Below are 14,546 nucleotides of genomic sequence, written 5' to 3'. Positions count from 1 at the left end.
TTAATTTATTAACTTCCAACTTTCAGATATATTTTTCGCTTCAATTAAGTCTTTATAAAGACCTCCATATTCCATAAGCGTTTTATGATCTCCTCTTTCCTCTATATTTCCTTTATTTAACACTAAGATTTGATCAGCATTTCTAATGGTTTTAAGTCTATGGGCTATCATAATAACAGTCTTATTTTTTGTTAATGATTCTATTGCTTCTTTAAGTTTATCTTCATTTTCTGGGTCTATATTTGCTGTTGCTTCATCAAAGATAATTATATCTGCATCTTTTAGCATGGCTCTTGCTATGGAGATTCTTTGTTTTTCTCCGCCTGATAGACTTGCTCCACCTTCTCCGATGATAGTGTTATATCCTTCTGGTAAAGCTTCTATAAATTCATGACATCTTGCTTTTTTTGCAGCCTCAACCACCTCATCGTGACTTGCATCTTGTTTTCCAAATTTTATATTGTTTTCAATTGTATCTTCAAATAGATATACATCTTGAAATACCATGGAAATAGAATTCATAAGATTTTCTATCTTATAATCCTTAATATTTTTTCCACCTATTAAAATTTCACCAGATTTTACATCCCAAAATCTTGCAATAAGATTACAAAATGTTGTCTTACCAGATCCAGATGGTCCAACAATAGCAGTCATAGTATTTTCTTTTATCTCTGCTGATACATTTTTTAAAATTGGTCTATCATCATAGGAAAATGATACATTTTTAAAGACTATGTTGTGATTTTTTATTGGCTCTGTAATACTTCCTTCTTTCATATCTTCCATATCATTTACATAAGAATAAGAATCTATTGCATTCTCAACCATTCTTAGCATTGCAATAGCAGATCCAGATGTAATAAGTCCGTCAAATATTACAAAACTTGCTATAAGTATCATAATAGTATTGACCATTTGACCATTTTCAACAAAATATAATTTTATTGAAATAAACAACATCAAACAAATTGTTATAGCTATTATGATTTTAGCTAATAAACTATATGGCATTATAGTTTTTTCTAAATCAAAAGAATATTCACTAGCACTATCAAAGCTCTTGTCAAGTTTTTTATTATTACTTCCTCGTAGATTATATGATTTTATAATTTGCATTCCTTGCAATGTTGAAAAGACTTCTTTGGTAAGTGATACCTGAATCTCATGAATCTTATCTGCATTTTTACTTGACCTTTTTTGCATACGAGCAATGATCATTAAAAATACAATAGAACCAACTATTGCTACAATACCTACCTTATAAGAAAACAAAAATAAGGATAAGATAAAAACAATAGCATTAAGCATGCCACCGAAAACCATAATACACAAAGTTGGAACCCAAGTCTCTACATTATCTAAGTTAGTAGTCGCAATAGTTGTTAAATTTCCTAAACTTAAACTTGAGAAAAATCCCATGGGAACTTTTTTTATTTTTTCACCTAATTCAATTCTCTTGTGTCCAGCCATAAAATATCCAGCATGTGTTTGTTTGAGCATAGAGGATTTTTTTGAAATAATTACTCCAGCTATACTAATTAATAAAAATAAACTCGATATTCCTATTGTTTTGAAACTTATATCCTTGTTTACTATCCCAAAAATCGCATAATAAATGGCTGCAAATTGTAGAGCATTAAAAATAGAACCGAAAAAATTAGCAAAGATTGATTTTTTTATATACACTTGTTCTTCAATAGAAAAATTCCATATTTTTTTAAAAACACTAAGCATTTTCTTCTCCTTTCAAGGCAGTTTCCCAAAGATCGTGATAATCTTTTGATTCCTTCAAAAGCTCTTCATGACTTCCTTTACATGCAAGTTCTCCATTTTTAATTACAAATATATTATCTACATCTGTTATTGTCTTTAAACGATGGGCAATTATAATTAGAGTTTTCCCTTTGACCAGTTCTGATATTGCATCTTGAATCAAGGCTTCATTTTCAGGATCGATATAAGAGGTAGCCTCGTCTAAAATAACTATTGGAGCATTCTTTATCATAGCTCTTGCAATTGATATTCTTTGCCTTTCTCCTCCAGATAAATGTTTGCCAGCTTCTCCTACCCTTGTATCATATCCATCTGACAAGTTCATTATAAAATCATGGCAGGCTGCTTTCTTACATACTTCAATTATTTCCTCATCACTGGCATTTTTATTTCCTATTCTGATGTTATCTTTAATTGACATATCAAAAAGAAAATTATCTTGTGCTACATAGGAAATAACAGTAGATAACTTTTCAAGGGACATATCTTTAATATTTACATTTCCTATACTTATAGAACCACTATCTACGTCCCAAAATCCTGAAATTAGTTTTGCAATAGTCGACTTTCCCGAACCCGATTCGCCTACTAAAGCATTCACACTTCCTTCTTCTATATTTATATTTATATTGTTTAGGACTTGCTTATCTTTTTCATAAGAAAAATCTACGTTTTTTATCTCTATATTATAATTTTTTATATCCAAATTTTCATTTTTATGATATAATTCTCTCGCAGAAAGTATATTTTTAATCTCTTCGAAAATAGTTGATATTCTTCCAATATCATCTTCAAAAGTCATTACTCTCATAATATTTTGGATAGTACCAAAAGAAAGGATTATCAATGTTAAAAATACACCACCATCTAGTGAACCATTCATACAGAAATATAAACCAAATGGTATAATTGTCAAAATACCAACTGGAGCAATAGACATACTTATCGCATAGTCTCTTGTATTTTCTCCCATCCAATCATAATAGTAATTTGCCTTTTTATACACATTGTCCCTGTATTTTCTATAAGATTTTTCGCCTTGATTAAATGTTTTAATAACCTCTATTCCATTTATATATTCAACCACGGAATTATTCATATCTTGACCAATTTTAACTGCTTGTGGAAACTTTACCTTCATTCTTTTCATCGGCCCTGCCATAAAAAATCCACCAATAACTAATGGAATTAAAGATATTAAACTTAGTCTATAATCTAAAATTAACATGTAAACAAATAATATTATAGGTCCGACTAAATTAGCTGTCATCTCAGGTATCATATGAGCCAATGTTGTTTCAGTATTATCGACTTGATTTACAATTATGTCTTTTAACTTACCAGTAGATTCATTCAATATATCTCCTAATGGCATATTAAATAATTTTTCCATAAGGCTTTTTCTTATATCTCGTATTATTTTATAGGCTGTTTTATGAGAAATCATTGTTGACAAAAACATAAACACTTCTTTGATTATAAGACATAAAAGTATAAAGAAAATTTTATTTATATAGTAATAAAAATCTTGGCTACCATCAATTAATGATATAATCATCTTACTTAGAATAATATATACAAAAAGATTTGAAATTACTCCAAGTATTGCAAACAAGACAGAAATAAAATATGGTGCTTTATTTCTCTTAATGTATTTTTTTAATAGATCCATAAATTTAACTCCTTTCATCATCTTTTTTCATTACATTTATAAAATAAGTCTCTATCATTTCAGTTAGATATATCTTATTTTTTGTAAAATTCTCACGTGCATTCAAAATTTCGCAAGCCATCAATCCAGAATTCATAATATTAATCATAAATTCAAATGTTTCATCAGAAGGTAACACGTTAAACAAAGTAGAAAACAATTCTTTAAATACTTGTATGGACTCTTTTTTTATTTTCACATATAATTCTTTCAGATCATCATTTTCTTTTAACTCACATAAAAACATAACATAAAGCTTTACATAATCATTATCTGCAAGTATCTTGTCTATAATCATTCTTGAAAACAACTGTGGACTTAATATTAATCCTTCATCATAAATTGATTTTTGAATAATATCTTTTCTATTTATATTACCTTCCATCATAATGTCGTATAAGATTTCATGCGTAGAACCATAATGATGATACAAGCCACCTCTAGAAAGCCCAGTAGCTTCCATAATGTCATTCATAACTGTATTTCTAAATCCCTTATCCAAAAAGACTTTAATAGCTGCTTGTCTAATCTGCTTTTTTCTTTCATCAGCTTCCATTTTCATTTCATAAATAACCTCCAAACCGACACTCTTGTCGGTATTATTGTATCAACTCTGATAATCATTGTCAATAGCTTCGCTTATACTTCTTTATTAATTTTTTTAAATGCGGTATAATTAATAAAACCTAATAAACGCTTAACGCTTATAACTTTAATAGCAAGCACAGTAAGTGTACGGACACTTACGAAAAAATTAATGGAGCAGCCCTTTACGGAATGCTCCATTTTTTTTATTTTTACCTTGTTAGGGAGAACCCTAAGACCCCGAAATATATTTTATAAAGGAGAATAAAATGGCAAATAGATTTAGAAATGAAAGAATAGAAATAAAACTAACTGAAGAAGAAAAAGAAGTCTTTGAAAAGAAAATGAAACTTGCTAATTGCAAAACAATGTCCCATTTTCTTAGAAAATGTGTATTAGAAAAAGAGATTTATGTTGTAGATTTAGAGCCATTTAGAAACCTACAATGGCTACTTTCGAATGCAACAAATAACATAAACCAGATTGCAAAAGCAACTAATACAACTGGTGTTATTTACAAAAATGAAATTGAATCAATTAATAAGCAAATAGAAAATTTATCAAGAGAAATATGGCAGATTTATTCCCTACTTCTTAATAAATCAAAAGAAAGTTCTGGTGATTAGTATGGCAATTACAAAAATACCTCATATCAGTAGGGATGATACACAAACTCTTTACACTATCAATTTGACAATACTTCCATAAAAGAAGATACAAGACCTTTTAGTCTTATGTATCTTCTCTTAAATTTATTATGCTATAATTCACTCGCTGATTTTATAATAATCTCTTCTGATATCACTTTAAGTAATGGTATTTCCTTTAATAAGGCTTTAGAATCTTTAAAAGGTTTATAAATTCCTCTTTCATTCGATCTAACTTCATTAGACTTGCTGTGAACAAGTGAATTTCTAGTTTTATATATTCTATTAGCCAACTTCTTAAATATATGTTTTTTGTCTCCTATTAAATCTATTGCATCTCCATTTGAAAAATTAACCTTATTGTTTTTATAGTATTCTATAATATCTTTATCAATTTCATTCAATTTTTCTATTATCTTTTCAATATCTATATACTTTCTTAATGTTAATTCCAGTGCTTCCAATTCACTTCCTACTGTACTTTCAGTTCTCTTTTTATTAATTAAATCTACAAGTTTCATTATATCTTTTTTTCTTTTTGTAGAAAATCCCGGATCTAACAATATTTCCTTAACATTATTAACAACACCTTCTTTATATATTTCTTCATAAAAATATTCCATAATATGATAAAATCCTATGAATTGTACAAACGGATCTTCTGAAGAGACCGCCATATGGTACTGTTCTGTTAAATCTTGTTTATATAATAATCTTGGTGCATCTAACTCTTCACTTTTGTAAGAGCTATTTTTATTCCTATACCTAATATTTAATAATTCATCTAAGCTATTCATAATCCTGAAGGAATATCCATAGTTATAGCAAAAGTTAAATAAAAACGAATTAATATAATCATTAAGTTTATTTTTATCAATATCTTTATTATATGAAACAATTAATGAATAAGGATTTCTAAAGCAAACTCTTAATAAATTAAAAAAATTTTCACCTTCATCTTCTCGCAATCTAGGAGGAAAAATCATAAAAGTTCTTATTAAACTTTCCAAGTCTATTTCTTTAATAATATTCCATACCATTACATCTGATATTTCTTGAAATTTATATTCTATATTATTCATGGAATCTTTAATATTATTAGATATTATTCGTTCCTCAAATTTATATGGCAAAAGTCTTCGAATCATTTTATTTGTTTGATAAATAATAACTTCATAACTATTATTATTTGATACTGTAAATTGTGACAAATCCGATTTCATTGCATCATTACTAATATTATTATAGTCAGATTTACTAAATTCAAAACTTTTTTCACCCACAATATAACTAATACTATCTTCGCTATAATCTATATTAAATTCTTTATCAAATCTTCTCAATATAAATTTTACTTTATCAATAAATTCATCCCATTCCATATTTAATCTTCTCCTTTAAAATTTGTATATTTTTATAATGTTGAATTTTTATTGCTTCTTCGTCCTTGATATTAGAATCATCTTACTTTATATAAGTTGAAACCACCTCTTTTATCTAGTTTTTTAGTCACTTATAAAATTTTTTCTTTGCGGACTTTCCTTGTGCAATATATGATAGCTCCATTTTCAAACTCTTTGGTTTTTTCTGCTAATTTAATGCATCTACTGCAAACGTTATAATGTTAATTCTTTTATGTGTCTCAATAAGATTTTGTTCATCTCCTTCAATACAACCTTTGAAAATTAAATCTTCGATAATACCTCCATGTATTTTCTAATTTCATCTTCTATTTTAAATAGTCTACTGTATTTTATGAGTCGTCTTAGATTTTTATTTGGTGATTTAAAGTATCTTTGTATTGCTTCTGTAAAAATCTGCTTATCTATTCTTTCTCTGTCAATTATAATATCGCAGATGGTTCTTTCAATATCATAAACTGATATAAGATTGCCTTGTGGTGATTTTATTTCTGTCTTTCCAAGTTCGTATAAATCTTTTTTTACATAGTGAACTTGTAGGTCCTCATATCTTTTTTTTATATGGCTTGCATTGTAGCCTTGGGGTACAGATATATGAAATACATTTGGGGTCCTGTCGGATAGGTCATGGAGGTATAGGGCGGTTTGATGGGAAAATATAATTCGGTTACTATTTGATGATATTAAAACAAAATCGTCTATTACTTTTCCTTTTAATTGATATAGTCCCGGTCTTAATCTTTCTAATTGTCCATTTTTTGTTAATTCTGATAGATTATGCCTAGTATATCCAAGTTCTTCTGCTTCTTTGTTGGTGATTACTAAATTTTCTTGTATATATTCTTTAAGTGTATTCATAGTCCGCCTCCTCTCGTCTTCGCTTTTATTATATGTTATAAAAGCGAATATGTAAAGTTGGCTATTAGAGTTTTGTATTTTGAAAAGGATGTAACGAATCCTTACTCCCTTTAATAAAAAAAGAGCAGCTTTTTAAGCTACTCTTGTAGAAAGTACAAAATGAGTTAATTATATTTTTTGTGTTTCCTCATACTAGTTGCAAAACAACTCTCACGTCCATATAGTTTTTTTGAGTCTTTTTTACATATCCTTCTTCAGATTTTTCAAATACAAAATGCTTATTAAACTGCTTTAAATGAAGGATTTCTATATTTACATCTTTTGTATCAACGCTACAGCTTCAGCAGTCGATTTCTGCCAATCAAAGCTTCCTATTCGGTAGCTTCTCCTGGGAAATCTTTGCATGAGACCTGCCTCTACTTTTCAGTGTAGCTTCGCTTCTTGACAAGTATGGCTAGGGCTTCAACGTGCCTTGAGTGGGCAAAAAAGATGTCGCACCCCACTGGTATCCCCTTGGCGGAAGCCCATATTTCTGAAACAGTCGCCTGGATAGGCTATTTTTCATTGATTTGGTGCCTGCTTTTGCGTTACAATCCAAGTAATTGTAAGCAATAAAGCCTTCAAAAGCATGTTGTCCTCTTGAAGGCTTTATTCGGTACAACTTTAAAATTGGTTTACTTATCTTTATCTTCCTCTCTAAGATACTTAACTAGCCCCGGATAATTGCTTATCCTTACAGTTCGGATCAATTAGAATTAGCCGAAAACGGCGGCGAAGAAACGAACCACCGAGAAGCACCGCCGCATTGCCGAGCTTGATACCCTCATTGAACGACTGTATGCGGACCGGAAAAGGCGCGGTTGACCGCCTTGCCCTCAAAGGCTTAGGGGCATATCAACTATATATTGGGGCCGAGTGCCGTTACTTTAACACCGCCGCTAGCCATGAGCTTATGCTTCCTTTAGGACACTGTCCCAACAGACACTTTTTAAAGTATGCTGCACTAATCCTTATTTTTCACAGCATAGCGCAATGACAGACAGCCATGTTCTGCATTCTCTGTTCCCTGCAATTCCAAATTAACTTTTTCAGATAACAGAAGGTTATCAAATAGTTGTTTTTCTTTATTACCTACAAAACATGGTGATATCACAAGACTGATTTCATCAATAAGTCCGTTTTCTAATAATTTGTTGGTTAATCCACCGCCACTGTCTGTCCGCATGTATTTACACCCATATTGCTCATGCAGGATCTGAAAGGCTTTTTCATAGTCCACATGATCATTTCCTGACACAATATATGGGTAATGCCTTTCCTCCAAATAATTCAAATATTCCTTCGGAGTGGCAGTTGATACCAGAATGACAATTTCCTTCAGATATCCAAGATTTCTTAAGCAATGAAGACTTCTCAAGATACCTCTGCTGTCAGGTATGACTCCTATTGGTCTGGGGTCCTCCGGGCTTGTTATGATTTTCTCAAAATCAGCCTCTGTTTCAGCAGGATATTTTTCAAATGCAGTAAAAACAGTATTGGACCCAAACAGCACCGCATCCGAATGAATTCCCCCGGCAACCTGGTAGTAAACTTCCGGATTATCAAAGCCTTTAATGCGGCCATCAAGGCTAATTTGTGTGTGCATAATTATCTTTGGTTTCATATTTTTCAATCCTCCTTTTTGATAGTAGAATATCATAATACACTGACAGCTGTATGTCAGCAGGGGATATGAAACCTTACAAAAAATACATAACAGACCAATCGCTTTCTCTAAATCAAGTTTAGGCAGTGATTCGTAATTTGTGCCAGGTGTTTACGGGTTATGCATTTTAATTCATCAGGTTGGACTATTTCAATGCCTGATCCATATTCAATCAGCTGCTTGCTCAATATCTCAAAGGAATCTGTCTGGAATTCGATTTCCATTTTACTTCCCAAATCGGTTTCTTCAAGGAAGCCGAGAGAATACCTGTTCTTGATAGAATTGTATGTCTCCCCTTTTTCAGCTCTAAGAATTACATTATATAGTTTTTTATATGAAAGCATTTGTTTTAATATTTGTTCCAAAGAGCCATCATGGCTTTGACAGAGCTCTTCTTCTATGCAAATGCTTTTAATCCGATCCACACGAAAATTCCTATATTCATTTCTTAGCCTGCAAAACCGATTAAGTACCAGTTCTGTTCATAAAACCCCAGTGATATAGGCTCTATCATTCTGCTTTCCGGTTCTTGCCCTCCTGATGCAGGATATTGAATTGATATTACCCTTTTATTGCAGATTGCAGTCTGAATTGCTGCAATAACGTTATCCGCCAATGTATTTTTCTGTCCAGATGTGCTGTACACGTTAATACTGTTCTCCAACTCCTGTGCATAGTTTTTTTCACCATGCTTCAAAATAGATTTGATTTTATACATAGCTGAATCAAAATCCTTTATAAATGATTCATCTCCATGGCAATTTAAAAATTTCCCTGCTGTAATCAATGCACCCACTTCCGCCGCTGTAAACATTACCGGCGGAAGTAGGAAGCCCTCTACAAGAAAATATCCTTTTCCGGCCTCAGATCCAATTGGTATTCCGGCTTCTTCAAGTGTCCGGATATCTCTGTAAACTGTCCTTAAGCTTATATTAAATCGCTGTGCAATTTCTTTGGCAGGAATTATTTTTTTTGATTGCAGCTGAATAAGAATAGAGGTTACTCTGTTAATCCTGTTCAAATTTTATTCCTCCTCTGTGACTTCCATAAAAAGTATATCCTATGCGTTCTTAAGCTAGCTGCTGTTAGTGCTTCTCATTGCACCCTGGTTATAAAAGCCATACTCACAAACCTCTTCACCAAAACTCTTTACATCTCTAATATAGAACTCTATCTAGCGAACTTTTAGAAAAGATATAAAACATCAGAGTATGGACAGTTGCGGATGTACTTCAGAAAAGATTAGATGTCTAAAAAGCTTGTAGTTAAAGCTTTTTAGACATCTAAATCTAGGTACTAAAACAATTCATCCAGTAAAATATAATATTTTATTTTCTCCCAATCAGGCTTGATCCCCAGTAAGTCAAAAAATAGCTCGACATACTGTTCTTCCCCGATATCCTCCCTGATCGATCGGACGCAGAAGGCAATGTCATACCACTTGTCCGCCCTGCCGCTTCTCCCAAGATCAATAAAGCCACTTACTTTGCCATCTTTCACAAAGATGTTGCTGTCTCCCAGGTCGCCGTGGGAAAAGACAAGTTCCTCTTCGGGCTTTTCCGTCTTTAAAAAATCATACAGCTCGCGCGGATCTTTAAATGGAGTGTCTTCTTCCCAGTTTTCGCAATCCACATCGGCCAGATCGTTATTCAGTAAGTAATCCAATTCGGCTAAGCGGCTGTCTAAGCTATTCGTATAGGGACAATCCGATATGTCGATGGAGTGAAAGAGCCTGATGCACTCCGCATACAGCTCGATAATCTTTTCAGGGCTTTGTTCATCTTCATACTCTTCCGAGCAAAGGACGCCATCGGCCTCACTCATGAGCAGATTGCTCCAGCCATCATGCCGTTCAAAGTGCAGGACCTTTGGAACAGGCAGCTTTCCTTCCAGCCATAGCATCATGTCCTTTTCTCGTTCCACATCATAGGTGGTCCCTTTATACCGGCTGTCCGTCATTTTTAAATATAGGTTTTCATTTTCTCCCACCAGCTTATATACCTTAGCAGGAGACATTCCTTCCGTATCTTTTACGCAGCGGTATTTTTCGATCAGTTTTTTCAATTCCGGTGATATTCTCATTTTAGCCATTTATTATTTCCTTCCTCTTTTCTACAGTATTTAAAGATACCCCAAGAAGCTAATTATAACAAGACGAACTCCAATTCACTGTTCCTTGCATTCTAAAACCTTAAATACCAGAAAACAGCTTTTTCAAAGTTGTTTTCAAAGTTGGCGTATAACATAGTATCGACGGAGCCGATTTTGAAACCACAATTATGATAGAATTTACAAGCTATAAGGTTATTGTCCTGGGTTTCAAGCATTAGTCCATGCAAGTTTTTATGCTTTGCCCATTCTATAGATATATTGATAAGCGCGCTGCCTATGCCTTGCCCCCTGAAATCCTTACATACGGCGATATCTTCTATATAAGCGTACCGGTTCCAATTTTTTCGCAGTTTAACTTTTCCGACGCATTTATCGTCTTGGTAGTAAAGATATATTATCTTATCAGTATTGTCAATATATTCAAGGCAATCTGCCTCCTCATCCTCTTCATCCTCTTCGTCTTGGTAGCTTTTTAAATATGGCGCTTCATAGAGTAATTCTGTAAAGGTCCAATTCTCGTTTTCATACCTCGGTATAATCTTACCTATCACCTCAAATGGTTCGCTGGGTTTATCGATATCTTTCAGGTGCCCTGCTTTCATTTCTGTAATCACTGTTCCCGCCTCTCTTCTATATCAGCGGCATATGTGCTATCCAGGCAGCCGGTTTTACCAGTGTATTTTTTATACATGTCCCTGGTATATTTTGTTATATTCCTATCATACTCCGGATAGGCATAATGAAGCCTTTCCGCCACCTCACCGGATACCGCCCTGAACAATTGATGGCATAGAAATAATGCTTCCCATATGTTTTCATAGGAATCCATCCGGTAGGTGGACAAAAGTTTCTCCCACAAATCCTCGGATATATACCTTTCAATAAACTTATAGTTCTTGCCTACACTTAATTTAAAGCCTGTTTCGATGCCGACCTTCCATGATATCATTCTCAGCAGCTCATGGCGAACAATCTGATTAAAATGATCAATAGCAAATAAAATTTCCTTACGGCACAATCCTTTAATAACATAAGGTGTTACATTCCAAAATTCATTGCAGCAATCATCATACTCCCTTGCGCTTGGCTTTCTTACATGATAATCTATATCAGTCGGAACTATGTCCCTTTTAATTCTACAATCTTTATCAATTAGAACCTTTATTAATTTATCGCCCTTTAGGTAATTATCTAACTCTTCCAAGGGCAATAAGGTAAGATCAATTTTATTGTAATCATCAAATAGCATAAGATAGGAAAATCCCTTTTCTTCAGGTGGGAATAATTCCATATCCTCCGGCTTTTGCATCATTATTATATTCCCAAATTGATTAAGCCAGTCATCATTAGATATAAACGGTTCTATATCACTTACAAAATATGTAATATCATAATCCTGAAATTCATCTTTAGGTATATTAATATTTGCGCGTGACCCCTCAAGGGTCACAATTCGAATACGTTCATCCTGTTCTGCTAAAGAAAGTACTAAATCCATCATTTCTTTTTCTGATCTCATTTACATACTCCTCGTTTATTTTTTCTATATTATTACATCTTCTTTTTTGCCGATACAATCAGCATCATTGGGCGTCGCATTTCATCCGCCATCCCCGGAATATCCATCATGTTCTCTGGCGGCTGTGGCTCCACAATCTGATTTATTATAAAACTATTTGAAAGCAGTGTATTTAGATATGTGGTCAGTGTTCTATGATATTTTGTAACCTTTTCTTCCAAAAACATAGCTGTCCGTTTGCCCTCATAATAATAATTGTCCACCGGGAAATGCAGTATTTCTCCTTTTTCGTTATAATACCAGTCTTGTGTTCCATGAGCAGTAAAAACAGGATGTTCAACTGTAAAAACTAAATTGCCACCAGCCTTCAGCATCCTATATATCTTTTTTATTAAATTCTCATAGTCTGCTACATAATGAAACGCAAGCGAACTTAGTATTACATCAAAGCTCTCCTCTGGGAAATCCACATCTTCTATAGCACAACATCTATATTCAATCTGTGAGAAATGCGTTTTCTCTTTTGCTACTTTGAGCATTTTATGAGAAATATCAACACCTACAACAGAAGACGCTCCGTGTTCCATCGCATAAATACAATGCCATCCATAGCCGCATCCTAAATCAAGCACAAGCTTATCTTTAAAATCCGGCAGCAGCTTTCTCAATGTTTCCCATTCTCCTGCACCGGCTAGTCCCTGCTGTGATCGACTCATTTGACTGTATTTTTGAAAAAATATATTATCATCATATTTGTTTTCTTTCATCTGAATTCCCCTCGTTTAAAAAGTTATTCATCTCCGTTGCAATTTTTTTCACTTCTTTATAAAGCTTCTCGGTCAGATCGTAGCATTCAAAAAGTGAAAGACCGAGTACTTCAAAAATATGATTAACCCTTTCAGCATATTTTTCAGGTTTATATTCAAAGGTTTCAATCAGTTTTATAGCTTTCTTTTCGTTAATGCAATAAGCATTATTACATGCAAATAGTACTTGATTTAAGCATGAAATAATACGAAAAACATGGCCTGCAATATAATATTTATCCTCTGCTCCCGCATTTGCTTTTACAAACATTAAAGAGAACTCTGCTTCAAATATAAAAAAGTTTATCAAGTTCTTCTTTAGAGCACCAGGGTAAATTTCTGCCTGATTTTTTAATTCGCATAAGCTTTCATTCTTAGTATATAGTATCTTGCTGATCGCCAATTCTCCACGATACATAGCACTTATATATCCATGGGGATGCCCCGTCTGATAATTAGTAGTAACAATTCCTTGCTCCGTATCTTTGATTATTTGTTCCACCCGTTTTATATCACGTAAAATCAAGTCAACATGATACCCATTTATAACTAACCATCCGCCGCCATTAATCCAATCACCCCACGCTCCGGGAGGTACAACAAGGTTATTTCTATTCTCATCATCCAACTCTGTAGCAATTTGATTAATCGCTGTAATGTCAAATGATTCTGATTTGTAATAGATTCCGATATCTATATCAGAATCCTCTGTATGTGTGCCTCTTGCACGAGAACCCCCTAATACAATGCCTTCTATATAAGGCAAAGAGGATAATTTGTCTGTCACTGATTGAATAATATTATCTATCATACTGAATCTCTCCTTTCAATATCAAAAGCTATATCTCATGTTGAGAAACACTTTTTTTGCCATATGTTCCTTATGCTTTACGTATATTTATATGGAAAGGAAAGGGGGCCTTCGGAATTCATCTTGAAGGCCTTATTTTCCCTGATTAGTGATCTAAACTACTTAGTGCTTAGATAAAATCCATAATCTTTTTCACTGCCCTACTTACCATCTGTCAAATAAGAAAAGTAAAATAATTATCAGACCATGAATATACAACAAAACAATCATAATATTTCTTTTATAACGTAATGATACAGATTAATGTATTAATTTAAAAGAGCAGCCGTTAAATTGAAGTCAATATCTGTTCTATCCACTCCCTAATTGATTATTGCTACTGTTTACTCAATCTGGTTGTTTTTCTGACACTCTCGATCTGTTCTCACAAACAAAGAAACACACATTTCTCCGAGTTGATAAAATAGATGTTTCTTCTTAAAACATTGCTATATCATTATTTTCTTGACATCAAACATACCGTCTCAGCAGGCGATTTCTGCCAATCGAAGCTCCCTATTCGGTCGCTTCTCTTGGGAAATCTTTGCATGAGACC

The 14,546-nt window shown here is 32.9% G+C and carries 14 protein-coding genes; 1 reads left to right on the top strand and 13 read right to left on the bottom strand.

Features of this window, described 5'->3' with window-relative positions:
• From ABDJ34_RS05640 to ABDJ34_RS05630, 3 genes are read right to left on the bottom strand one after another with little or no spacing between them, the layout of a single operon-like run.
• On the bottom strand, nt 1–1,737 hold the full coding sequence (locus ABDJ34_RS05640) for an ABC transporter ATP-binding protein (RefSeq protein ID WP_412701654.1): 1,737 nt from the start codon (nt 1,735–1,737) through the stop codon (nt 1–3).
• On the bottom strand, nt 1,730–3,448 hold the full coding sequence (locus ABDJ34_RS05635) for an ABC transporter ATP-binding protein (protein ID WP_412701653.1): 1,719 nt from the start codon (nt 3,446–3,448) through the stop codon (nt 1,730–1,732). Before ABDJ34_RS05635 ends, ABDJ34_RS05640 begins: the two co-directional genes overlap by 8 nt.
• 4 nt (nt 3,449–3,452) lie before the next feature.
• Complete coding sequence (locus ABDJ34_RS05630) at nt 3,453–4,049, bottom strand: TetR/AcrR family transcriptional regulator (protein ID WP_112889761.1); 597 nt, start codon at nt 4,047–4,049, stop codon at nt 3,453–3,455.
• 292 nt (nt 4,050–4,341) lie between these two features.
• Between ABDJ34_RS05630 and ABDJ34_RS05625 the strand changes: the two genes are divergently transcribed.
• Nucleotides 4,342–4,698 carry a plasmid mobilization protein gene (locus tag ABDJ34_RS05625; RefSeq protein ID WP_412701652.1) on the top strand — a complete coding sequence of 119 codons (357 nt, stop codon included), beginning with the start codon at nt 4,342–4,344 and terminating at the stop codon, nt 4,696–4,698.
• Nucleotides 4,699–4,832: 134 nt separating this feature from the next.
• Here ABDJ34_RS05625 and ABDJ34_RS05620 read toward each other — a convergent pair whose 3' ends face one another.
• From ABDJ34_RS05620 to ABDJ34_RS05575, 10 genes are all read right to left on the bottom strand, one after another.
• Entirely contained in the window at nt 4,833–6,101 is a 1,269-nt protein-coding gene (locus ABDJ34_RS05620) for a hypothetical protein (RefSeq protein WP_412701651.1), read from the bottom strand.
• A 303-nt stretch (nt 6,102–6,404) separates the two neighbouring features.
• Nucleotides 6,405–6,998, bottom strand: coding sequence for a type IV toxin-antitoxin system AbiEi family antitoxin domain-containing protein (locus ABDJ34_RS05615; protein WP_412701650.1), 594 nt, complete (start codon nt 6,996–6,998; stop codon nt 6,405–6,407).
• Nucleotides 6,999–8,001: 1,003 nt separating this feature from the next.
• Nucleotides 8,002–8,661: a dihydrofolate reductase family protein gene (locus ABDJ34_RS05610; protein WP_000802831.1), complete on the bottom strand. Its 660-nt coding sequence runs from the start codon at nt 8,659–8,661 to the stop codon at nt 8,002–8,004.
• 110 nt (nt 8,662–8,771) lie between these two features.
• Entirely contained in the window at nt 8,772–9,128 is a 357-nt protein-coding gene (locus tag ABDJ34_RS10010; protein ID WP_000374054.1) for a WYL domain-containing protein, read from the bottom strand.
• A gap of 23 nt (nt 9,129–9,151) precedes the next feature.
• A complete protein-coding gene (locus ABDJ34_RS10005) occupies nt 9,152–9,724 on the bottom strand; it encodes a helix-turn-helix transcriptional regulator (protein ID WP_001079938.1) in 573 nt (190 codons plus the stop codon).
• A gap of 275 nt (nt 9,725–9,999) precedes the next feature.
• Nucleotides 10,000–10,794, bottom strand: a complete 795-nt coding sequence (aph(3')-IIIa, locus tag ABDJ34_RS05595; RefSeq protein WP_001096887.1) for an aminoglycoside O-phosphotransferase APH(3')-IIIa — start codon at nt 10,792–10,794, stop codon at nt 10,000–10,002.
• A 92-nt stretch (nt 10,795–10,886) separates the two neighbouring features.
• On the bottom strand, nt 10,887–11,429 hold the full coding sequence (gene sat4, locus ABDJ34_RS05590; RefSeq protein WP_000627290.1) for a streptothricin N-acetyltransferase Sat4: 543 nt from the start codon (nt 11,427–11,429) through the stop codon (nt 10,887–10,889).
• The gene (locus ABDJ34_RS05585; RefSeq protein WP_001255866.1) at nt 11,426–12,334 is read right to left on the bottom strand and encodes an aminoglycoside nucleotidyltransferase ANT(6)-Ia; all 909 of its coding nucleotides are present in this window, start codon (nt 12,332–12,334) and stop codon (nt 11,426–11,428) included. Before ABDJ34_RS05585 ends, sat4 begins: the two co-directional genes overlap by 4 nt.
• Nucleotides 12,335–12,366: 32 nt before the next feature.
• Nucleotides 12,367–13,101, bottom strand: a complete 735-nt coding sequence (locus ABDJ34_RS05580) for a class I SAM-dependent methyltransferase (RefSeq protein WP_019131792.1) — start codon at nt 13,099–13,101, stop codon at nt 12,367–12,369.
• On the bottom strand, nt 13,082–13,951 hold the full coding sequence (locus tag ABDJ34_RS05575; protein ID WP_019131793.1) for a nucleotidyltransferase domain-containing protein: 870 nt from the start codon (nt 13,949–13,951) through the stop codon (nt 13,082–13,084). The genes ABDJ34_RS05580 and ABDJ34_RS05575 overlap by 20 nt, the downstream gene beginning before the upstream one ends.
• Nucleotides 13,952–14,546 lie beyond the last annotated feature (595 nt).

Origin of the sequence: Finegoldia dalianensis (assembly GCF_046255015.1) — a bacterium.
Lineage (GTDB): Bacteria > Bacillota > Clostridia > Tissierellales > Peptoniphilaceae > Finegoldia > Finegoldia magna.
Note: the sequence above shows the minus strand (reverse complement) of the source record. Positions and strands in the feature narration are given on the sequence as shown.

Coding starts and splice junctions, on each gene's coding strand:
- ABDJ34_RS05615 (WP_412701650.1), bottom strand. CDS start 6,998: ATGAATACACTTAAAGAATATATACAAGAAAATTTAGTAATCACCAAC.
- ABDJ34_RS05575 (WP_019131793.1), bottom strand. CDS start 13,951: ATGATAGATAATATTATTCAATCAGTGACAGACAAATTATCCTCTTTG.
- ABDJ34_RS05620 (WP_412701651.1), bottom strand. CDS start 6,101: ATGGAATGGGATGAATTTATTGATAAAGTAAAATTTATATTGAGAAGA.
- ABDJ34_RS05635 (WP_412701653.1), bottom strand. CDS start 3,448: ATGGATCTATTAAAAAAATACATTAAGAGAAATAAAGCACCATATTTT.
- ABDJ34_RS05630 (WP_112889761.1), bottom strand. CDS start 4,049: ATGAAAATGGAAGCTGATGAAAGAAAAAAGCAGATTAGACAAGCAGCT.
- ABDJ34_RS05580 (WP_019131792.1), bottom strand. CDS start 13,101: ATGAAAGAAAACAAATATGATGATAATATATTTTTTCAAAAATACAGT.
- ABDJ34_RS05610 (WP_000802831.1), bottom strand. CDS start 8,661: ATGAAACCAAAGATAATTATGCACACACAAATTAGCCTTGATGGCCGC.
- ABDJ34_RS05625 (WP_412701652.1), top strand. CDS start 4,342: ATGGCAAATAGATTTAGAAATGAAAGAATAGAAATAAAACTAACTGAA.
- ABDJ34_RS05640 (WP_412701654.1), bottom strand. CDS start 1,737: ATGCTTAGTGTTTTTAAAAAAATATGGAATTTTTCTATTGAAGAACAA.
- ABDJ34_RS05585 (WP_001255866.1), bottom strand. CDS start 12,334: ATGAGATCAGAAAAAGAAATGATGGATTTAGTACTTTCTTTAGCAGAA.